This is a genomic window from Marinovum sp. 2_MG-2023, from assembly GCF_030548265.1.
Classification (GTDB): Bacteria; Pseudomonadota; Alphaproteobacteria; order Rhodobacterales; family Rhodobacteraceae; genus Marinovum.
In genome coordinates this window covers 313,513-334,157 of sequence record NZ_JAUOSD010000001.1, presented here as the reverse complement: position 1 = coordinate 334,157, position 20,645 = coordinate 313,513, and the positions used below count along the sequence as shown (strand labels likewise).

The following is a 20,645-nucleotide window of genomic DNA, read 5'->3' as shown; positions in this document are numbered from 1 at the left end:
CCTTTCTACAAGATGAATCAGACCCTCACTATATCTGGTACGGCGGGCAAACTTAAAGCGTATATAAGGTATGCCTTTTGCGCCGCACTACATGAGGTTTCTCTTTCATGCCGCTTTTATCATTGACTTTTTCCAGTTCAAATCAGAGCTTGTGGACAAAATAATCGGGCAAGAACCGGGGCAGTTTCATGAAACGTTATTTTCTTCCGCTCATCGCAGCGGCATCCCTTGCGGCGTGCACAGGCACCACCGGCAAGGACAATCCCTATCAGGATGATCCAGAAGAGGGCGAGGCCGCAACACCGGCGACACGTGACAGCGAACTGGTGTCCGTAGTCGACGCCAGTTCCAACAACGTCACATCTGCAACCGCACCGGGCGGCGACACGATTTCGGTCCGGGTCTATGCGCTGGACGGGACGCCTCTTGCCAATGAATTCACCCGGAACGAGGATCTGGACGTGCCCGGGTTCATGGCCTATTCGGCACAGGAAGACGCGCTTGACCGGATGTTTGTCGCAATGTCAGCACAAAGTGCCGACCAATCGGCTTTTGCCACCGCGGTCAGCGACGGGGGCCAGTTCGGCCAATTTTCCACCGGCACATTTTATCAAGGCAACGGTGTCTTTTCCGCCCCTGCAATCGGGCCCGGTCCCGGCGAAGGTCAGGTGTCTTATGCCGGGGCTTATGGCGGCCTGTCCGGGCCTGGATTGTCCTCGACCGACGGCGCGGGCTTGATTGCACCGGATAACGGCACCGATCCGGCCCTGCTCCCCGGAGAGCCCTATCGCGTGTCCGGCACGGTGTTCATCAACGCCAACTTCTCTGACAACGCTGTGGGTGGGACGATTTATGATCGTGAACTGATCAATCCGGCCAATGGCAAAACCATCGACATGGAAGACATCGACCTGCACGTCAGCACCATCGGGGCGAATGGGGCCTTTGGCGGCGAAGCCGTTGAAGACACCAACACAGTTGGCAGCTATGAGGGCATTTTTGTCGGTGACGGCGCCCCCTATGTCGCTGGTGCCGTCACGCTTTATGATGGCCAGGAGGTGGGTGTTTTTGTCCTGACACAATGTGGGATGGATGGCGATTCCGGGGTCTGTGACCAGGTTGCACCAAACTGACCGCCATGAAACGGCTGTGCATCACGTTGGTCGGCTGTCTGTTTGCCAGTGTTCCGGCTTGGCCGGAAACTGGCAAGCTGGCGACTGGTACATTGGCGGCCGGTTCGCGCGCCGCTGACGCACCTGCGTCGGCGCCTTCTGCGCCAACGATGCAATTGACCCAAACACAGCTCCAGTTTCGCACGGTTCACGCCATTGAACGGAACCAGCTGGATCAGGCGCTTCACCTTGCGCTTGCGATACTTGAGGCCGACCCGGAAGACAGCTTTGGTCACATGGCCATGGCCACCGTCCTGTTGCGCGGCGGAAATCCCGATCAGGCCCGATTGGCGGCGCGCAAGGCGTATCAAACCGCCGGCAGCCCGCGACAGAAACACGAAGCGGCGCGCGTTGCGGCCCTTGCCAACGCCCGCCAGGACCGGTTTCTGCCCGCCCAGGTCTGGATGCGGCGCGCGCATCAAAGCGCCCCTGACGAAGTCACCCGCCAAAGATCGGCGCAGGAATTTCGCACGGTGCGCAACCGGGCGCAGCTGAACTTTCAACTGTCGGGGGCGCTTTCGCCCTCTTCCAATGTGAACAACGGCGCCGCCGATCGGTTCAACGTGGTGGACGGTCTGCCGGTGGTTGGCATCCTGCCGCCGTCATCGCTGGCCCTGTCTGGTTTGGTGGGCACGTTTGGCGGCCAGCTAAGCTATCGTTTGCACGAAACGACAACCACGCAAACCCGGCTGACGGCGGGGGGCCAGATCAAACGTGTCTGGCTCAGCCGCGAGGCGCGCGACGACGCCCCCGATGCCGAAAACAGCGACTTTGGCTCGACCTACGGCGAGGTTGGCCTGCTGCATTTTCACAATCTTCCGCAGAAATCCGGCACGATCAGCCTTGGCGCAACCCTTGGTCAGGCCTGGAACGGCGGGGAACGGTCCTATAACGTCGGCGGCGCCAGGATCGGCTATCATGTCGGGCTGTCCGCCACCACCAGCCTGTCCGTGAACGGCTATTACCAACGCCGCTTTGAGGATGCCCAGGATCTGCCCGATGTCGAAACCTTTGGCGGCAAGCTGACGCTGGGCCATGCGCTTGGCAATGGCGATCATCTGGCGTTGTCTCTGTCGCACACGGCCGCACAATCCAAGAACCCGCAATCGCGATCTCTGGCGCGTGGTGTCGAAGTCTCTTATCGGCGCGCCAAACCAATTGGCCCGGTCTCCTTGTCGGTATCCGCCGGGATCAGTGAAACCCATTACCCCGATTACAGCATCCTGTCCTTCCCGGTGGAAGGCGGGCGCAATGACACCCGACAAACCGCCCGGATCAACCTGAAGGTCGATCAAATGACCTATATGGGGTTCACCCCGGTGGTCACATTGGCGTCGGAAAAAACCCAGTCCAATGTCAGCCGGTTCGAGACAGACGAGCTGTCGTTGTCCATCGGCATTCGTTCCAGTTTCTAGGCGGATCACATCTGGACATCCCTGCCCCGCCCCCTAGTGTCCGCCTCATACACATAGAGGAGGCCAATATGGCACTGCGGTATTTGCACACAATGGTCCGGGTCAAGGATCTGGAAAAATCCATGGCGTTCTACGAATTGCTGGGCTTGCAGGAAACCCGTCGCATCGACAATGAAAACGCCCGGTTTTCGTTGATTTTCATGGCGGCACCGGGACAAGAGGAATGCCCTGTTGAACTGACATACAATTGGGATGGCGACGAAGGCCTGCCCAGCGATGGCCGCCACTTCGGGCATCTCGCCTATCGTTGCGACAACATCTATGAGCTGTGCCAGACGCTTATGGATGCAGGTGTGACCATCAATCGCCCGCCGCGCGATGGCCATATGGCCTTTGTCCGTTCGCCCGACAATGTGTCGATCGAATTGCTGCAAGAAGGTGACAGCCTGCCACCGCAGGAACCCTGGGCCAGCATGGAAAACACCGGTCATTGGTAAGGAACAGACCACAGGCAAGACACTGGCCACCGGCACGACACTGGCCATCGGCAATGTTGGTCCGGGCATTTCGGTGCCTGGCACCAAGGCGCGCCCCGGCACTGTGGTTGCCCTGGCGGCTGCCCCGGTGGCTGCCGCTATGGCTGGCCCTGGCCGGGACCGCCGCAGCATCGGAACAGGATTGTCGTCTTGCTCTGGTGCTTGCGGTGGATGTGTCTTCCTCGGTGGATGCAAGCGAACATAGCTTGCAACGCCGCGGGCTGGCCGCCGCCCTGACCGACCCGGATGTGGCCCATGCGATGCTGGACGGCGGGGGGCCGGTCGCCTTGACCATTTTCGAATGGAGCGGCCGCCACCAGCAAAACATCCTCCAGGACTGGACCCTGCTCACCAACCGGGCTGATCTGGCGGCGGTGGCCGACCGGATGCTGACCCTGCCCCGCTCTTTTACGGGTGAGCCTACGGCCATTGGCGATGCCTTGAACTTTACCGCCCGGCTTTTGCAACGCGCGCCGATCTGTGCGCGCCAGGTGGTCGATGTGTCGGGGGATGGCATCACCAATCAGGGTCCGCGCCCACAAATGGTCTATCGTCAACCTGCCTTTGCCGGGGTGACCGTTAATGGCTTGACCGTCACCGGCGACGACCCCCGTGTTGTCCCCTATTACCAACAAGAGGTCCTGCATGGACCGCTGGCCTTTCTCGAACGTGCCTCCGGTTACGAAGAGTTTCAGGCCGCGATGATCCGCAAGCTGTACCGCGAAACCCGTGCCCTGGTGATCGGATCACTGCCACAACGCCACCCTTGATTGGCCGCCCAGGGCCTGTCCGCTAGGTATTCTGGCGCAGCCACGCGGCGACGGGGTGCATCTCCCGGAACACCTGTTCCAGCGCGGTTGGCAGATCGCCGCAAAGCCGCCCCTCTATCCCGTCCCACCACACAGTGAGCGATTTACGCCGCAGCAAATCAGCCCGCGCATGATCCTTGGCAAAGCCCGACGGCAACCGTTTCAATTCCGGCGCATCCAATCGAAATCCGCCCTTGGCCAAAATCCTGGCCAGCTCTGCCCCGGCGCGCCCCGCCACCGCATCGCGATAGGCCGTGATCTGATCCCCGGAAAACGCCATGATACCGGCCCCGGCGGTGACGTAATCCGGCGATATGCCAAAGAACCACCCCACTGCCGGAACGTGACCGGCCGGCGGCATCCACGCCAGATGCAGGTGAGTGTGATAGGGGGTTTTGTCCTTGGAAAACCGCAGGTCACGTTGCGGCCGGAACAGCTTGCCCTTGACGGTACCGCCCGACAGCGCGGCCAAGCGCCCCTCCAGCGCCGTCAGCAAATGCCCCGCAGGCACCTTCAATTCGCGGTCGTAACGCGGCTTTTGCCCGACAAACCAATCGCGCGTGTTGTGGCCCGCCAATTCGGTCAAAAACTGTTGGCTGTCCTTCACAAAACTCTCAAACCCATCGGCCATAACGCACCTCCAGAACCCAGTATAATCGCGCCACGCGGCGATTCCAGCATGGTTCGGACTTGCCGCGCGGCGCAAAACTGCTAGAGCGGAACCATGTCCGAAACACTCTCTCATTCCCAGCACATGCGTGCCATCGCCCGCATTGGCCTGCCCCTGATCGGCGGGCATTTGGCGCAATTCCTGATCGGTCTGACCGATACGGTGATGATGGGCTGGTACGGGGTGGCCTCGCTGGCGGCTCTGGTGCTTGGCACAACGATGTTCTTTGTCATCTTCCTCATGGGGTCGGGATTTGCCTGGGCGGTGATGCCGCTTGTCGCCTCGGCTGTGGCCAGCGGGGATGACACCGGTTTGCGCCGCGTGACACGCATGGGGCTTTGGCTGTCGGTCATCTATGGCCTGGTCTCATTGCCGCTGTTCTGGTTTTCGGCCCCCCTGCTCGAGGCATTGGGACAGGCCCCGGATCTGGCGGCCGAGGCCCAGACATATCTGCGGATTACCGGTGTCGCGATCCTGCCCGCGCTGTTGGTCATGGTGATCAAAAGCTACCTCGCCGCGCTGGAACGCACCGGTGTGGTGTTTTGGATCACGATCCTTGCGGCCTGTGTCAATGTCGTGGCCAATTACATGCTGATCTTCGGCAATTGGGGCGCACCAGAGATGGGCGTCGCCGGGGCGGCATGGGCGTCCATGCTGGTACAGGTCATTTCGCTGATCGGGGTGATCCTCTATGCCCGCATCGCCCTGCCCGAGCATGAATTGTTTCACCGCATCTGGCGCCCCGATTTCGCGGCCATGGGCCGTGTGCTGCGCCTTGGGGTGCCGATCGGTCTGACCAACCTGGCAGAGGTCGGCCTGTTCGCGGCCTCGTCCATCATGATGGGATGGCTGGGCACGGTGCCGCTGGCGGCGCATGGTATTGCCCTGCAATTGGCGACGGCGGCCTTCATGATCCACCTCGGCCTGTCAAATGCCGCCACCGTGCGGGCCGGCGCCGCATTCGGTCGCCGCGACGCGCGCGGGCTGAAACGTGGCGCGATCAGCGTCATTGTGCTCTCTGCGATTACGGCGGCCATCTCGATCACGGTCTTCCTGACATTGCCAGAGCCGTTGATCAGCCTGTTTCTGTCCGCTGATGACCCCGACCGGGACGCCATCCTGCATATCGGCACCAACCTGTTGATCATGGCGGCGCTGTTCCAATTGACCGATGGCGCCCAGGTGCTGGCGCTGGGGCTGTTGCGCGGGATTCAGGACACAACCGTACCGATGATCATGGCCGCTATAAGCTATTGGGGCCTCGGGCTCAGCGCCGCCTATCTTCTTGGCTTCACCTTTGGCTTTGGCGGGCCTGGGGTCTGGGCCGGCCTTGTCGCCGGGCTTGCCGCCGCCGGCGTCATGATGATGACCCGGTTCTGGCGCCGCGCTGACCGCATTGCCGCACCAACCGATGGCGTTGCGCACAATAGCTAAAGGGCGAAACGCAGTCTTCGGGTCTTCTTCTGTTCAAAAATATCCCAGGGGGGCAAGGGGGACAGCGTCCCCCAATCGTCCCGATCACCGGGCGACACCCTGACGGGGGCCGCACAGGTGCCAGCAACAACAGACCCGAACAAGACGCGCGCGCCCTAGTCCTTCAACAAACGATCCGCCTTCTTGCGCACCAATACCGTGCGCAGATCATGCATCGCCAGAAGCAAGGCATCCGTCACTTCGTCCAACTCTTCGGCTGTCGCCTTGGAATGCGCCCATTGGGTGGTCAGGTTCATGTGATCCACCGTGCGCAGAATGTCGTCGATATCGCGTGCCGCAAGGGTGGCGCGGCGTGCCTTCATCCAGCGGTCAATCTCGGATTTATCCGCATCGCTCAGGTCGCGCCCGCCATGCGGCTTGACCTCGCCATTGCGGATATTGATGACCGCGATTTGTTCCATCTCGATCCGGCGCTGGCGGTTGCCGGACTCGAGCCGGAACACCAACGCCCCATTTTCGCGCACCCGGAAATAATAGTCCGGCAAATCATCACTCATAAAGTTACCTCAGGTCGCGACAGAAATCCTGAATGCGGCGACAGGCTTCGGTCAATTGTGCATCCGACGTCGCATAGCTGACGCGAAAATTCGGGCTCAACCCAAACGCCGCCCCAAAAACCACCGCAACCCCGGTATCCTCCAGCAGCGCCGTGGCAAAGGTTTCATCGTCGGTGATCTGCACGCCGGATTTCGTCGTCTTGCCAATAAGCCCGGCAATCGAAGGATAGACGTAAAACGCCCCTTCCGGCACCGGACAGGTAATGCCGTCGATCTCGCTCAGCATGCGCACCACCAAATCGCGGCGGCGGGTGAACAATTTGACATTGTCGGCCAGGAATTCCTGCGGTCCATTCAATGCCTCGACCGCCGCCCATTGCGAAATCGAACAGGGGTTCGAGGTCGATTGCGACTGAACCTTGCGCATGGCGGCAATCAACGGTTTTGGTCCCGCCGCATAGCCAATCCGCCAGCCGGTCATCGCATAGGCCTTGGACACGCCATTACAGGTCAATGTCCGCTCATAAAGCCCCGGCTCGACCTCTGCCGGGGTGCAGAATTCGAAATCATCATAGGCAAGATGTTCATACATGTCGTCGGTCATCACATAGACATGCGGATGGCGCATCAACACATCGGTCAGCGGCTTCAACTCTTCCCGCGAATAACCGGCCCCCGACGGGTTGGAGGGGGAATTGAAAATCAGCCATTTTGTCTTGGGCGTGATCGCAGCCTCAAGCTGATCAGCGGTCAGTTTGAAACCGTTTTCCAGCGTGGCCTCGACCGCAACCGGCGTGCCCCCCGCCAACAGCACCATATCCGGGTAGCTGACCCAGTAGGGCGCAGGGATCACCACCTCGTCACCGGGGTTCAGCGTCGCCATCAACGCATTGTACAGGATCTGCTTGCCACCAGAGGCCACACTGACCTGATCCGGCGCATAGCTCAGGCCGTTTTCCCGCTGAAACTTGGCGCAGATCGCCTGTTTCAACTCCGGAATTCCATCCGGTGCGGTATACTTTGTCTTGCCCGCAGTGATCGCCGCGATCCCGGCCTGTTTGATATTCTCAGGCGTGTCAAAATCCGGCTCACCCGCACCGAGACCAATCACATCCTGCCCCGCGGCCTTCAGCTCAGCAGCTTTGGTGGTGACGGCGATGGTGGGCGACGGTTTGACACGGTTCAATGTGTCGGAAAGCAAGGACATGGGGTCGGGCCTGTGGTTTAAACTCTGCATGGTTTGTCTTAGATTGCGCCCGAGGGCCAATCAAGCAGGATCGGCCCAAAGGAGTAGAACAATGCACGACAAAGCGGTGGATTGGTACGGCCCCGAGGCCGCGACATTTGGCGATCGCCTGGCAGCCGCACGCGAGCAGGCCGGAATGAGCCAGGCCGATTTGGCCAAACGGCTGGGAATCAAGCTCAGCACCTTGAAAAAGTGGGAAGATGACCTGCTGGAACCGCGCGCCAACCGGTTGTCGATGATCGCCGGCATTTTGAACGTGACGTTCATGTGGCTGTTGAACGGCGAAGGCGAAGGCGTGGCGCATCCTGATGATGACGACGGCATGACCCCGGACGTCAACGATGTGCTGATCGAAATCCGCGAAATGAAGGCCACCATGATGGCCAATGCGGAAAAACTGGGCCGGCTGGAAAAAAAGCTGCGCCAGAAACTGGCGGAGGCAGGCACATGACGAATGTTTCGGACAATGAAGCCCGGTTGAAACGGGCGCGCATGCGGTCGATGCGGCGCGGGATCAAGGAAATGGACCTGATCCTTGTGGCCTATTGCGAGGCACGTCTGACCACGATGGACCCGGCGACATTGACGCAATATGAATCTCTTTTGAACGAAAACGATCAAGACCTCTATCAATGGGTCTCGGGCCAGGCAGAAGCCCCTGAAACTCTTCAAACAATGGTGGCCGACATCCGATCTGTGGCGCTTTTGGCGACCGGTGGCGTGGGGCTACGGGGATAGGCCCGGAAAATCCAAACGGTTTTTAACGCTTTTTTCGGTTTTTTGCCGCAACTTCCGCCAATAGAGATAAAGGCGGAGTCCCGAATGAGCATCCATTCCCCCCCGCCCGCTGGCAATGCGGGCTTTATGGCCAACTATCTGGAGGCGCTTGCTCTGGTGGAACGCCTGCACAGATTGCTGTTGGACGTGATCAAAGATGAATTCGAACGTGTCGGCGTGTTGGAAATCAATGCGGTACAGGCGCTGTTGCTGTTCAACATCGGCGAGAACGAGGTCACAGCAGGCGAATTGAAAAGCCGCGGATACTACCAGGGCAGCAACGTCAGCTATAACCTGAAAAAGCTGGTCGAAGCCGGGTATATGCACCATCAGCGCTGTGAAATCGACCGTCGATCCGTGCGGGTCAAACTGACCCCCAAGGGACGTGAAATCCGCGATGTGGTGGCGCAATTGTTCTCTCGCCATGCCGAGGGGCTGGAATCCCGTGGTGTGTTGGGGCCTGAAGGAATCGACGACATTACCGTGTCCCTGCGGCGGGTCGAACGGTACTGGACCGACCAGATCCGATATATCTATTAACAGATATCGGCGCTTGCCTTTGCGCCCCGCCATGTCACGCGCCGGTCCATGTCGCGCAGCGCTATGTTACGCCGGGCGACGCTACGCCGGGCCATGTTAAGCGGGTCGATGTTACGGCTGGGAAAATCGGGGCAAGCGGGATTTTCCGGCATTGATTTGCCTGATATGCTTGGCCCCGGCAACAGGCGTGCAGCCGACGCGGGGTCAGGCCCGATGGACGCGACCGCCCCCGTCATGTAAGATTGCTGCAAACAGAGGCGGAGCAGGCCCAATAGATGACAGCGTTGACGCAATTTCAGCGGTTGGAGGCAGGCGGTCTCTGGCGCGCAGCGCCTGGAGTACAGCGGCGCGATGTCGTCGTATCCTTGGGCAAAGCGACGCTCATCCTGTCCGATACCAACGACCAGGCCCTGACCCATTGGTCGCTGACCGCGATTGAACGCGCCAACCCCGGCCAGATCCCGGCCCGTTACCACCCCGACGGCGACCCCGGCGAAGAGTTGGAGCTGGACGAAGACGCGCGCGAAATGATCGACGCCATCGAACGCCTGCGCCGTGAAATCGACCGCCGTCGTCCGCGCGAAGGTCGTCTGCGCTGGGTCTTGGGGGCGGCGGCGATCACCACCTTCCTTGCGGGCGCGCTGTTCTGGCTGCCCGAGGCGCTGCTGTCGCACACGATGCGGGTGGTCCCCGCGGTGAAACGCGATGCAATTGGTCTGACCTTGCTGGACACGCTCAGCCGGGTGACCGGCCCGCCCTGCCGGGCCGAGGCATCGGCGCCGTCGCTGCGCATGTTGGGCCGCCGGATTCTGGGGCCCGAGCGGGCCAGCGATTTGATTGTCCTGCGCACCGCCAACCGCGACACCGCCCATTTGCCGGGCGGCTTCATCCTGTTGAACAGATCGGTGCTGGAAGATCACGAAGACCCCGAGGCCGCCGCCGGCTACGTGCTGGCGGAAAATCTGCGCGCGGCACAGGCCGATCCGCTGGAGGCCCTTTTGCGCCAGGCTGGCATGTTCGCCACCGCGCAGCTTCTGACCACGGGCCAATTGCCAGAAGAGGCGTTGGATACCTATGCGGAATCCTTGATGATCACCCAGCCCGCACCAGTGGCAACAGATGACCTGCTGGCGGGTTTTGCCGCGGCGCAACTGGGCTCGACACCCTATGCCTATGCCCGCGATGCGACCGGCGAATCCACGTTGCGATTGATCGAAGCCGACCCAATGAACGGCAAACAGGCGGAGCCGGTCATGTCAGACAACGACTGGCTCCGCCTGCAAGTGATTTGCGAACAATAGGTTAGTTGCGCAGGGACGCGCTGCGATAGCCGATCCGGTTGCGCACCACATCCAAAGCCGCGCGCAAACGGTCCTGCCGTTGGAACGGCCCAACCAGAACCATCCGGTAGTGTGTGCCTGACCGGGTGAATTCATTGATCCGCACCGGCAGCCCGGAGGATTGCAAATTCCGGATCGCCGCCTGGGCCTTTTGCTGGCTGGAGAAGCTGCCAACCTCGATAAAACGATGGCTGGCCGCCTGATGTGGGACCGGTGCCCGCGCTGGTGCCGGTGCGGCCTTGCGGACCTTTTGCGGGGCCGCCTTGGGAATTTCGCCACGCGATGACACGATGCCCGCCGCCTGCTGCTGGCGCATCGAGGTATAAGGGTATTGCAGTTTCGGGAAATAGACGCTGACTTCGTCGCCGGTGTATTTGTCAATCAACCGGCGCGGCACCGTATTGGTCCAGATCAACAGCATCTTGCGACGCCCATCCAGGGTCTGATGCGCCCGCGTGGTGCTCAGACGCCCATCCTTGAAGGCCGGCTGATAGCCTTTTGGGATCGGCACCCGATGCGACGCGCCACGTTCAAAGGCCGCCTTCGGCGCGACCACCGATTTTCCGGTGACATATCCTGTGCCGCTGCTGCCGGCATAAACACGCACGCCGTCGTCGGTTGTTTGCACCACGCGGCGATCCTTGTTCACGACCACAACCGGACCGGACACCTTGCCACAATTGGTTGTCCGCGTTGTGGAACAGGACACATCATACCGACGCACGGTATTGGGCGGCAGGACCCCGGCGCGGCGCACAACAACCGGTGCGGCAGGTGCCGGCGCCGGTGGGCGCACAACAACGCGCGTGGCGGGTACAACGGTTGGCGGCGCACGACGCACGGTCACAGGACGCGGTTTGGCCACAGGTGCGGGCGCAACCGCCGCTTCGCGGACAACCCGGCGCGGCGCGGGCGCGGCCACCGGCGTAGCCGCCGGTGCCTCTGGCACGATACTGACCGGTTCCGGCTGTTTCTTTGGCGCTTCGGCAACCCGGCTGCCGCCACCCGCGGCCTGCTGACCACAGATCACCTTGCGGTTGCGATCGACACGCGGCACCCAAGTGACCGAACCGTCGATCCCGGCGCGGATATAGATACAGCCCCGGCTGTCGACATATTGTCGCCCGCTGTAAGAATCCGACGGCACCTCTGCCGGTGCCGCCAAATCATCCCGGATCTGTGCCGACACCGCCGACGTGACAAATGACATTCCCATTGCGGCCGCAAACGCCGCAAAACCATTCAGTTTTTTCATAACCAGTCCCCACAGGTTTAGGGCAGCATCGCAAATGGTTGTGCCTTAGTAAAGCCGTGTCAGGTTATTTGGTGCCGAACATGCGATCTCCGGCATCTCCGAGCCCTGGAACGATATATCCCTTTTCATTCAGGTGGCTATCCAGCGAGGCCGTGACAATCGGAACATCGGGGTGGGTCTCTTTCATCCGCGCGACACCTTCGGGCGACGCAAGCAGACACAGGAACCGGATATTGGTGGCCCCCGCCTCTTTCAAAAGATCAATGGCCGCCGCCGATGAATTGCCAGTGGCCAACATCGGATCAACCGCAATCACCAGCCGATCATCCAGGCCATCCGGAACCTTGAAGTAGTATTGCACCGGCTCCAGCGTTTCCTCGTCACGATACAGACCGACAAAGCCGACCCGCGCCGACGGAATCAGCTCCAGCACACCATCCAACAGCCCGTTGCCAGCCCGCAGAATAGAGATCAACGCCAGCTTCTTGCCATCCAGAACCGGCGCATCCATCGGTTCCATCGGGGTTTCGATACGCTGGGTCGTCATCGGCAGGCTGCGGGTGATTTCATAGGCCAGAAGCTGGCTGATTTCGCGCAACAGCCGCCGGAACCCCGCGGTCGAGGTCTCCTTGTCGCGCATCAGGCTCAGCTTGTGTTGCACCAGGGGGTGATCAACAACGGTCAAATGGTCTGTCATGTTCGGTCCAGCTTCTGTTTAATGGCGTCACGGGTGGTCTGATCGCAGAACGCGGCATCAATAGCCGTCTGGTTCAGGCTGTCAAAATCGTTTTCATCCCATTTGAATGTTTTGGCGAGCGCCTCGTATTCACGGGTCATTGTGGTGTGGAAAAACGGCGGGTCGTCGGTAGAGACCGTAACCTTTACCCCTCTTTCGCGAAGTTTTTCAATCGGGTGCGCGGCGATGTTCGGGTAAACTCCCAGCGCCACGTTCGATCCGGGACAGACCTCCAGCACCACCGATTTTTCGGCCAGTTCTTCGACCAGCGAAAGATCCTCGATCACACGCACGCCATGGCCGATCCTTTCGACCTTCAGGTCGCGCACCGCATTTCGCACCTCCTCTGGCCCGCGCCATTCGCCCGCATGGGTGGTCAGCCGCAGCCCCGCTTCGCGCGCCATGTCAAAAGCATAGGCATAATCCTTTTGCTGGCCGATATTTTCATCGCCGCCCATGCCAAACCCACAGAGCCATTCATCCGCAGTTTCCGCCGCACATCGCGCCGTGGCCTTGGCCTGTTCCGGGCCGAAATGCCGGACACAGGTGACAATCCCGCGAAGGGTGATGCCAAAATCGCGCTCGGCCTGATCCGCGGCATCGCGGATCGCATGCAAATATTCGCGCCACGCGCCCAGATCGCCACCACCGCAGAAGTCCGGTGAAAGGAAAGATTCGCTGTAGACAACACCGTTTGCGGCGCTTTCTTCCAGTACCGCAAGGGTCAGGCGGCGAAAGTCTTCCGGGCTTTGCAGCACCTGGGTTGCAGCCTCATAGACCGACAGGAAATGCACGAAATCGCGAAAGACATAATTGCCCCGTTCGTCAAAGACGCCGGATATATCCACAGATTTTTCCACAGCCAACCCGGCAATGAACTTTGGCGGCGCAGCGCCCTCCAGGTGCAAATGCAGTTCAACCTTTGGAAATGTTCGATATGTCAAAGAAAACTCCGCAATTCTTGTGGGTAAACCACATTGAGATGTTCGCATATTGCAGCCGATATTGAGGTGAATTCGACCAGACCCAGCGCCGATTGCCTCTGAAACTGCCTCGGGCCAGCCGCCAAAACCGGTACCCTTTCGCGCGTGTGATCGGTGCCGACCCAGGTCGGATCATTACCGTGATCCGCCGTCAGGATCATCAGATCCCCCGGTCGCAATTGATCCAGAACAACCCCGATTTCCCGGTCGAACCATTCAAGCGCGCGGGCATATCCCGACACATCCCGGCGATGGCCATAAAGACTGTCGAATTCGACGAAATTTGCAAAGACCAGCCCGCCGTCTGGCGCGGTCTCTACCTGATTTGCCAAATCGGTCATCAATTCGGCGTCGCTGCCCTTGGTCACCGTGTCGATGCCCTGCATCGAGAAAATATCGCCAATCTTGCCAATGCCATGCACCGGGCGCCCCGCGTCCTGCACCCAATTTGTCAGAATTTTGCCGGGTGGCGTGACCGCGTAATCCCGCCGGTTCCCGGTACGGTGAAAGTCCGCATTTTCCCCGACAAAGGGTCGGGCAATCACCCGCCCCACGCGCATGTCATGTAAATGTGGCGCCAAATCGGCGCAAAGCTTCAACAACCGCTCCAGGCCAAAATGCTGTTCATGCGCTGCGATTTGAAACACGCTGTCCGCCGACGTGTAACAAATTGGCTTTCCTGTTCGAATATGCTCCGCCCCAAGAGCCGCCAGAATGTCCGTGCCAGAGGCATGGCAATTGCCCAGAATACCATCTGTTCCGGCAAGTTTGGCCGCCAGATCAGTCAAATCCTTGGGAAAGGCCGGGTTGGTATCCGGGAAGACATGCCAATCCCACGGCACCGGCAGACCCGCCAGTTCCCAATGCCCCGATGGGGTGTCTTTGCCCCGCGATTGTTCCGTGGCCGCGCCCCACATGCCTGTCGGCGCCGCCCCCAAACCGGGCACATCCGCCCCCGACGCCAGCCGACACGCCGCGCCAAGCCCAAGACCATCAAGATTGGGCAGATGCAGCGCCCCGGTCCGGCCTTCCTCGGCAAGACCATTGGCACAGGCCTCGGCAATATGGGCCAGCGTATTGGCCCCGCTGTCCGGCACATCCCCGTTAAAGAATTGGTCGGCATCCGGCGCACCGCCAATGCCAACCGAATCCATGACCACCAAAAATGCCCGTGTCATCCGGTGATCCTTTCCAAAACAAGCGCGGGCAGATCTGGCATTTCCTCGCCAATTGATATGGCGGCACGCACAGCATCAACCGCCTGATCTGCCTGGCTTTCCCGCGCGGCATGGACCCGTGCAAGGGGCTGGCCGCGCACCACGCGATCCCCCAGCTGCACCACATCCGACAAGCCGACACTGGGATCAATCAAATCACTCTCGACCGAGCGCCCGCCCCCCAATTGCACCACCGCCAGGCCCAAAGCCTCGCCGTTAATCGCGGTGACAATCCCGGCCTCTTGCGCCGGGATCTCGCGAATCACGGGCGCTTCGGGCAAAAATCGTTGCCAATTTTCGACAAAATGCACAGGCCCGCCCATCGCCTGCACCATTTGGGCAAAACGCTCTGCTGCGCGTCCGGTGGTGATGGCCTCTGTGATTGCGACTTCTCCGCTTGCGACATCCTCGGCCAATCCGCCGGACGCAAGCAACGTCCCGCCAAGGGCGACGCTGGCGTCAAACAGGCGGCCGCGCAGGCCGCCGCTCAGCACCTGAAGGACGTGATCCACCTCCAACGCATTGCCCAACGCCGGGGCCAGCGGTTGCGACATATCGGTGATCAACGCCTGTGTGGCACAGCCCGCGGCATTCGCCGTCGTCACCAACGCCCGGGCCAGCGCGCCCGCGTCATCGCGCGACTTCATGAAGGCGCCAGAGCCGCATTTGACATCCAGAACCAGACCATCCAGCCCCGCCGCCAGTTTCTTGGACAGGATGGATGCGGTGATCAAATCGAGGCTCTCGACCGTCGCCGTCACGTCGCGGATCGCATAGAGCCGCTTGTCCGCCGGGGCGATATCGGCGCTGGCCGACACGATGGCACAACCCGCGCTGCGCACCACCGCCCGAAACGCAGCCTCGTCCAATGTGGTGGACAGGCCGGGAATGCTCTCCATCTTGTCCAGCGTGCCGCCGGTATGGCCCAATCCCCGCCCCGAAATCATCGGCACATAGGCCCCGCAAGCCGCCAGCGCAGGGGCAAGCACCAAGGACACGCAATCGCCCACACCACCGGTGGAATGTTTGTCCAGCACCGGCCCCGGCAGATCCCAGGACAACACAGCGCCGCTGTCGCGCATCGCGCGCGTCAGCGCCACCCGCCCAGGTTCATCCAACCCGCGCAGACAAATCCCCATGGCAAAGGCACCGGCCTGGGCATCACTGACCCGGCCATCGGCCAGGCCTTCGGCGAACCAGCTCAGATCCGCCGCCGTGGGCGGATCCCCCCGCCGCAGGCCGGCAATGATTGCACGGGCATTTGTCATGTCTCGGCGTTTGCCATTTGCGCGGCATCAAATGCACCGGGCAACAGATCGGCAATCGTCATTCTGGTTTCGCGCCCTCCGGTGGTTGCCATGGTCACAACCACGTCCGGCGACGCCGCAAATTCCGCGAGCTTTTGGCGGCATCCACCACATGGAGTCACCGGCACCGGGCTGTCAGCTATGACATAAGCGGCCTCAAACCGGGTTTGACCGGCCGCAACCATCGCGGCAATTGCCCCCGCTTCGGCACAGGTGCCTTCGGGATATGCAATGTTTTCAACGTTGCAGCCGCCAAAGATCCGGCCATCCACCGCAGAAAGCGCTGCGCCGACCTTGAATCCGGAATAAGGCGCATAGGCATTTTCCCGCACCGCGCGGGCCGTTTCAGACAAATCCATCACCGTCCCTCGTTTCGGTTAGTTTGGCCAATGATCGGGCCGCAGGCAAAAGGATGCAAGTGTGACGTGACACCGGACCTGCCGCGCGCCCATCACAATTCGATGCCGCGCAGGATAATTTTCTGCAATGCGCCCGTGTTACCGCTAAGCTGGATTTACATATCGCCGCTAAAACTGTTATCGGCGCGCGACCACTAATGCGCAGGCACAATTTAGTTTAGCATTAAACAAATCACCAGCCAGGGGGAAGAAATGACCGATAGAAATGCCAAGGACACGGCGCAAGAGTCTTTGCGCGAAGCAGCGCTGTCGTATCACGAATTCCCCAAACCCGGCAAACTGGAGGTGCGCGCAACCAAGCCGCTGGCCAATGGCCGCGATCTGGCGCGCGCCTATTCACCCGGTGTGGCCGAAGCCTGTATCGAGATCAAGAACACCCCGGCAGATGCCGCGCGCTATACCGCACGCGGCAATCTGGTCGCGGTTGTGTCCAACGGCACGGCGGTTCTGGGGCTTGGCAACATCGGCGCGCTGGCGTCGAAACCGGTGATGGAGGGCAAGGCCGTCCTGTTCAAGAAATTCGCCAATATTGATTGCTTTGATATCGAGGTGGATGAAACCGACCCCGAAAAACTGGCGGATATTGTCTGTGCGCTGGAACCGACGTTTGGCGCAATCAATCTGGAAGACATCAAAGCGCCGGATTGTTTCATTGTTGAGAAAATCTGCCGCGAGCGGATGAATATCCCGGTTTTTCATGACGACCAGCACGGCACCGCGATTGTGGTTGGTGCGGCGGCAACAAATGCGCTGCATGTGGCGGGCAAGACGTTCGAAGACATCAAGATTGTCAGCACCGGCGGCGGCGCGGCGGGGATTGCCTGTCTCAACATGTTGCTGAAGCTGGGGGTGAAACGCGAAAACGTCTGGCTCTGTGACATCAAGGGGGTGGTCTATGAGGGCCGCACCGAAGAGATGACCGAGCAAAAGGCAGCCTTTGCGCAAAAGACCGACAAGCGGACCCTGGATGAGGTGATCGAAGGCGCTGATATGTTCCTTGGGCTTTCCGGCCCCGGTGTGCTGAAGCCGGAGATGGTCGCCAAGATGTGCGATGCGCCGATCATCTTTGCGCTGGCCAACCCGACGCCGGAAATCATGCCCGACCTCGCCCGCGAGGTGAAACCGGATGCGATCATCGCAACGGGGCGCAGCGATTTTCCCAATCAGGTCAACAACGTGCTGTGTTTCCCGTTCATTTTCCGGGGGGCATTGGATGTCGGCGCGACCGAGATCAATGACGAGATGCAGATCGCCTGTATCGAAGGCATCGCAGCCCTTGCCCGCGCCACCACCAGCGCCGAGGCCGCAGCCGCCTATAAGGGCGAGCAGCTGACATTCGGGGCGGATTATCTGATCCCGAAACCGTTTGATCCGCGCCTGTCGGCCGTTGTGTCCTCTGCCGTGGCCAAGGCCGCGATGGAAACCGGCGTCGCCACCCGGCCGCTGGACGACATGGAGGCCTACAAGAACAAGTTGAACGCAAGCGTGTTCAAATCGGCCCTGCTGATGCGCCCGGTGTTCCATGCCGCCGCCACCGCCAGCCGCCGGATCGTCTTTGCCGAAGGCGAGGACGAGCGTGTTTTGCGCGCCTCGCAGGCCATTCTTGAGGAAACCACCGAAAAGCCGATCCTGATCGGGCGCCCCGAAGTGATCGAAACCCGCTGTGAACGCGCCGGGCTGAAAATCCGCCCGGGCACCGATTTCGACATCGTGAACCCGGAAAACGATCCGCGCTATCGTGATTATTGGGGCACCTACCATGAATTGATGGCGCGGCGCGGCGTGACGCCGGATGTGGCCCGCGCGGTGATGCGCACCAACAGCACCGCCATTGCCGCCGTCATGGTGCATCGCGGCGAAGCCGACAGCATGATCTGTGGCACAATTGGCGAATTCCGCTGGCATCTGAACTATGTGACCCAGGTTCTGGGCACCGAACAGCACCGCCCGCGCGGCGCCCTGTCGATGATGATTCTGGAAGATGGGCCGCTGTTCCTTGCGGATACCCACGTTTGGTCCCTGCCCTCGCCCGAGGAGTTGGCCAAAGTGGCCCTTGGCGCGGCGCGTCATGCCCGCCGTTTCGGGGTGGAACCGCGCATCGCCTTTTGTTCGCAATCGCAATTTGGCAACCAGATGGAGGGGTCGGGTAAACGTCTGCGCGAGGCGATCGCCCTGCTCGACAATATGGACACCGATTTCCAATACGAAGGCGAAATGAACGTCGACACCGCATTGGACCCTGAATTGCGCGAGCGGCTTCTGCCCGGCGGACGATTGGAGGGCGCGGCCAATGTGATGATCTTTGGCCATGCGGATGCCGCATCCGGTGTGCGCAATATCCTCAAGCTCAAGGCCGGCGGGCTGGAGGTTGGGCCGATCCTGATGGGCATGGGCAACCGTGCGCATGTGGTCACACCGGGGATCACCGCCCGCGGGTTGCTGAACATGGCGGCCATTGCCGGCACGCCGGTGGCACATTACGGCTGAGATCGGCGAAACTTACCCGATCTTCACCATTTGGCGGCACAACTTCGGTTTGAAACCCCGGAGATAACCGCCAAATGCTACAATTGGTCGCCAAGATTCTGCCTTGGCGCAAACATGACGAAGACGATCTGATCGACCTGGACATGGACCGCCGCGATGGCGAAGGGGCCGGCCCGGTCCCGGATGTGGCATCGGTGGACCCGGCGGCAGTATTTGATGCCGAGACCGCAGAAGTTGACGATCGCTTGACCGAGCTGGCCCGCGCCGCATCCCGGCTGGGGTTCGAGGTTGTTGATGTCGCGGCCTTCCTGACCTCGCTGCGAGACCGGTCGACCGCACAGCTTGAAATCCTGTCGCAGACACAACAGACCTCGCAGCAATTGATCACCGCCAACAGCGCGGTGCGCGCGGGTATTGATGCGGTGTCAGCAAGCGCCGAAAACGCCGGGGAAATTGTCACTGTTTCTTCCGAAGCGGTGCGCAGAGCCACCGGAAAATCCCGCGATCTGGCGCAATGGGTCGCCTCTGTCTCTGATCAGGTGACTTCGGTCATGACCTCTCTGGGGGAGGTGCGGCAGAAAACCGAAATGATCGAAGACATTGCTTTTCAAGTGAATATCCTGTCGTTGAACGCCGGTATCGAAGCGTCCCGCGCGGGCGAGGCCGGTCGCGGCTTCGCCGTCATTGCCCAGATGATCAACGATCTTTCCGACCGCACCACCCAAACCAACGAGGATATTCGCGGCGGGGTGCAATCGCTGGGCAAACTGGTCTCTGAATTGGCCGTCCAATCGCGGGCGGTTCAGGGGGACGCGGAACTGGTGATCGACGAAAGCCGCAAAACGGATGAAAATCTGACGGCGATTGCCACCCAGATCCAGGAGGTTCAGACCACCGCCAGACGGATTCAGGCGGATGCGGACGCGGTGCACCGCGCCAATGAACGTTTCATGCCCGCCTTTGCCCATGTCAGCGACAGCGTGCAAGAGACCGCCAAGCGGCTGAAGGGCGCAATGGTGCGGGTTGATACGCTTGTCGATCATACCGAAAACATCGTCCAGCGTGCGGCCTCGCTGGGGGGTGATGTCGAAGATTCCATATTTATTCAACAGGTTATGCGGGACGCCGCCCGCCTGTCTGACGCACTGGAAGAGGCCGTGACCACCGGCAGGATCTCTTTGGTGGGGCTGTTTTCACAGGACTACCGCCCCATCGCAGGCTCCAACCCGGCCCAGGTCATGGCCCCCTTTACCCGTTTGACCGACGCGCTGTTCCCAGAGGTGCAAGAAGCCGCATTGGCCCTGTCGGACAAAGTCATTTTCTGCGCCGCCGTCAATCGGGATGGCTATCTTCCGACCCACAACAGCATGTTTTCCAAACCACAAAGACAGGATGTGGCATGGAACACCGCCAATTGCCGCAATCGGCGGATCTTTGATGATCGGGTCGGGCTGAAGGCCGGGCGAAACACGGCCCCCTTCCTTTTGCAGGTCTATCGCCGCGACATGGGCGGCGGCATTTTCAAGTTGATGAAGGATGTCTCGGCACCGATCATGGTCCAAGGCCACCATTGGGGGGGGCTTCGTCTGGCCTATGATGTGTGACGGCGCGGTCGGAAACCCGCGATGATTCCCGCCCCGACCGTGACGCGCGAAAACTTTGCAAACTCTGCCTGAATTCCCGAAAATCTGTTTAGTCGGCGCGGGTTTGCAAAAATTTGCAAGGACGCGCGCCCAAATATGCAA

20 protein-coding genes are annotated in these 20,645 nt (G+C 60.6%); 11 read left to right on the top strand and 9 right to left on the bottom strand.

Annotation, left to right across the window (positions count from 1 at the left end; genetic code table 11):
- The first annotated feature begins 188 nt into the window (after positions 1-188).
- The 4 genes from Q4577_RS01680 to Q4577_RS01665 all read left to right on the top strand — a co-directional run bounded on the left by Q4577_RS01680 (position 189) and on the right by Q4577_RS01665 (position 3,893).
- Positions 189-1,133 carry a hypothetical protein gene (locus Q4577_RS01680; RefSeq protein ID WP_303466843.1) on the top strand — a complete coding sequence of 315 codons (945 nt, stop codon included), beginning with the start codon at positions 189-191 and terminating at the stop codon, positions 1,131-1,133.
- Positions 1,134-1,138: 5 nt separating this feature from the next.
- The gene (locus Q4577_RS01675) at positions 1,139-2,587 is read left to right on the top strand and encodes a surface lipoprotein assembly modifier (protein ID WP_303466844.1); all 1,449 of its coding nucleotides are present in this window, start codon (positions 1,139-1,141) and stop codon (positions 2,585-2,587) included.
- Between the two features lie 68 nt (positions 2,588-2,655).
- Positions 2,656-3,084 carry a VOC family protein gene (locus tag Q4577_RS01670; protein ID WP_303466845.1) on the top strand — a complete coding sequence of 143 codons (429 nt, stop codon included), beginning with the start codon at positions 2,656-2,658 and terminating at the stop codon, positions 3,082-3,084.
- A 107-nt stretch (positions 3,085-3,191) separates the two neighbouring features.
- Entirely contained in the window at positions 3,192-3,893 is a 702-nt protein-coding gene (locus Q4577_RS01665) for a DUF1194 domain-containing protein (protein ID WP_244686110.1), read from the top strand.
- Between the two features lie 22 nt (positions 3,894-3,915).
- Here the strand turns inward: Q4577_RS01665 and Q4577_RS01660 are convergent, their stop codons facing one another.
- On the bottom strand, positions 3,916-4,563 hold the full coding sequence (locus Q4577_RS01660; RefSeq protein WP_303466847.1) for a TIGR02453 family protein: 648 nt from the start codon (positions 4,561-4,563) through the stop codon (positions 3,916-3,918).
- Positions 4,564-4,656: 93 nt separating this feature from the next.
- Here Q4577_RS01660 and Q4577_RS01655 point away from each other — a divergent pair, with 93 nt between their 5' ends.
- Positions 4,657-6,036, top strand: coding sequence for an MATE family efflux transporter (locus Q4577_RS01655; RefSeq protein ID WP_303466849.1), 1,380 nt, complete (start codon positions 4,657-4,659; stop codon positions 6,034-6,036).
- A gap of 155 nt (positions 6,037-6,191) precedes the next feature.
- Here the strand turns inward: Q4577_RS01655 and Q4577_RS01650 are convergent, their stop codons facing one another.
- Positions 6,192-6,593 carry a hypothetical protein gene (locus tag Q4577_RS01650; RefSeq protein WP_303466850.1) on the bottom strand — a complete coding sequence of 134 codons (402 nt, stop codon included), beginning with the start codon at positions 6,591-6,593 and terminating at the stop codon, positions 6,192-6,194.
- Between the two features lie 4 nt (positions 6,594-6,597).
- A complete protein-coding gene (locus Q4577_RS01645; protein WP_303466851.1) occupies positions 6,598-7,800 on the bottom strand; it encodes a pyridoxal phosphate-dependent aminotransferase in 1,203 nt (400 codons plus the stop codon).
- A 91-nt stretch (positions 7,801-7,891) separates the two neighbouring features.
- Here Q4577_RS01645 and Q4577_RS01640 point away from each other — a divergent pair, with 91 nt between their 5' ends.
- The 4 genes from Q4577_RS01640 to Q4577_RS01625 all read left to right on the top strand — a co-directional run bounded on the left by Q4577_RS01640 (position 7,892) and on the right by Q4577_RS01625 (position 10,457).
- Entirely contained in the window at positions 7,892-8,290 is a 399-nt protein-coding gene (locus Q4577_RS01640) for a helix-turn-helix transcriptional regulator (RefSeq protein WP_303466853.1), read from the top strand.
- Positions 8,287-8,577, top strand: a complete 291-nt coding sequence (locus Q4577_RS01635; protein ID WP_303466855.1) for a succinate dehydrogenase assembly factor 2 — start codon at positions 8,287-8,289, stop codon at positions 8,575-8,577. Before Q4577_RS01640 ends, Q4577_RS01635 begins: the two co-directional genes overlap by 4 nt.
- Positions 8,578-8,661: 84 nt before the next feature.
- Positions 8,662-9,156, top strand: coding sequence for a MarR family winged helix-turn-helix transcriptional regulator (locus Q4577_RS01630; protein WP_303466857.1), 495 nt, complete (start codon positions 8,662-8,664; stop codon positions 9,154-9,156).
- 275 nt (positions 9,157-9,431) lie between these two features.
- Positions 9,432-10,457 (top strand): hypothetical protein, encoded by a 1,026-nt coding sequence (locus Q4577_RS01625; RefSeq protein WP_303466859.1) that lies wholly within the window; start codon positions 9,432-9,434, stop codon positions 10,455-10,457.
- A 1-nt stretch (position 10,458) separates the two neighbouring features.
- On the opposite strand, the gene Q4577_RS01620 is transcribed toward Q4577_RS01625, so the two are convergent.
- The 6 genes from Q4577_RS01620 to Q4577_RS01595 form a co-directional block, all read right to left on the bottom strand.
- Positions 10,459-11,751, bottom strand: coding sequence for an SPOR domain-containing protein (locus tag Q4577_RS01620; protein WP_303466860.1), 1,293 nt, complete (start codon positions 11,749-11,751; stop codon positions 10,459-10,461).
- Between the two features lie 64 nt (positions 11,752-11,815).
- Positions 11,816-12,448, bottom strand: coding sequence for a uracil phosphoribosyltransferase (gene upp, locus Q4577_RS01615; RefSeq protein ID WP_244686089.1), 633 nt, complete (start codon positions 12,446-12,448; stop codon positions 11,816-11,818).
- Positions 12,445-13,431 (bottom strand): adenosine deaminase, encoded by a 987-nt coding sequence (locus tag Q4577_RS01610; RefSeq protein ID WP_303466863.1) that lies wholly within the window; start codon positions 13,429-13,431, stop codon positions 12,445-12,447. Before Q4577_RS01610 ends, upp begins: the two co-directional genes overlap by 4 nt.
- A complete protein-coding gene (locus Q4577_RS01605; RefSeq protein ID WP_303466865.1) occupies positions 13,428-14,648 on the bottom strand; it encodes a phosphopentomutase in 1,221 nt (406 codons plus the stop codon). Before Q4577_RS01605 ends, Q4577_RS01610 begins: the two co-directional genes overlap by 4 nt.
- Positions 14,645-15,955 (bottom strand): thymidine phosphorylase, encoded by a 1,311-nt coding sequence (locus Q4577_RS01600; protein ID WP_303466868.1) that lies wholly within the window; start codon positions 15,953-15,955, stop codon positions 14,645-14,647. The genes Q4577_RS01605 and Q4577_RS01600 overlap by 4 nt, the downstream gene beginning before the upstream one ends.
- Positions 15,952-16,353, bottom strand: coding sequence for a cytidine deaminase (locus Q4577_RS01595; RefSeq protein WP_303466871.1), 402 nt, complete (start codon positions 16,351-16,353; stop codon positions 15,952-15,954). The genes Q4577_RS01600 and Q4577_RS01595 overlap by 4 nt, the downstream gene beginning before the upstream one ends.
- Before the next feature lie 252 nt (positions 16,354-16,605).
- On the opposite strand from Q4577_RS01595, the gene Q4577_RS01590 reads away from it, so the two are divergent.
- Both Q4577_RS01590 and Q4577_RS01585 read left to right on the top strand, forming a co-directional pair.
- Positions 16,606-18,900, top strand: coding sequence for an NADP-dependent malic enzyme (locus tag Q4577_RS01590; protein WP_303466873.1), 2,295 nt, complete (start codon positions 16,606-16,608; stop codon positions 18,898-18,900).
- A 74-nt stretch (positions 18,901-18,974) separates the two neighbouring features.
- Positions 18,975-20,504 carry a methyl-accepting chemotaxis protein gene (locus Q4577_RS01585; protein ID WP_303466876.1) on the top strand — a complete coding sequence of 510 codons (1,530 nt, stop codon included), beginning with the start codon at positions 18,975-18,977 and terminating at the stop codon, positions 20,502-20,504.
- Positions 20,505-20,645 lie beyond the last annotated feature (141 nt).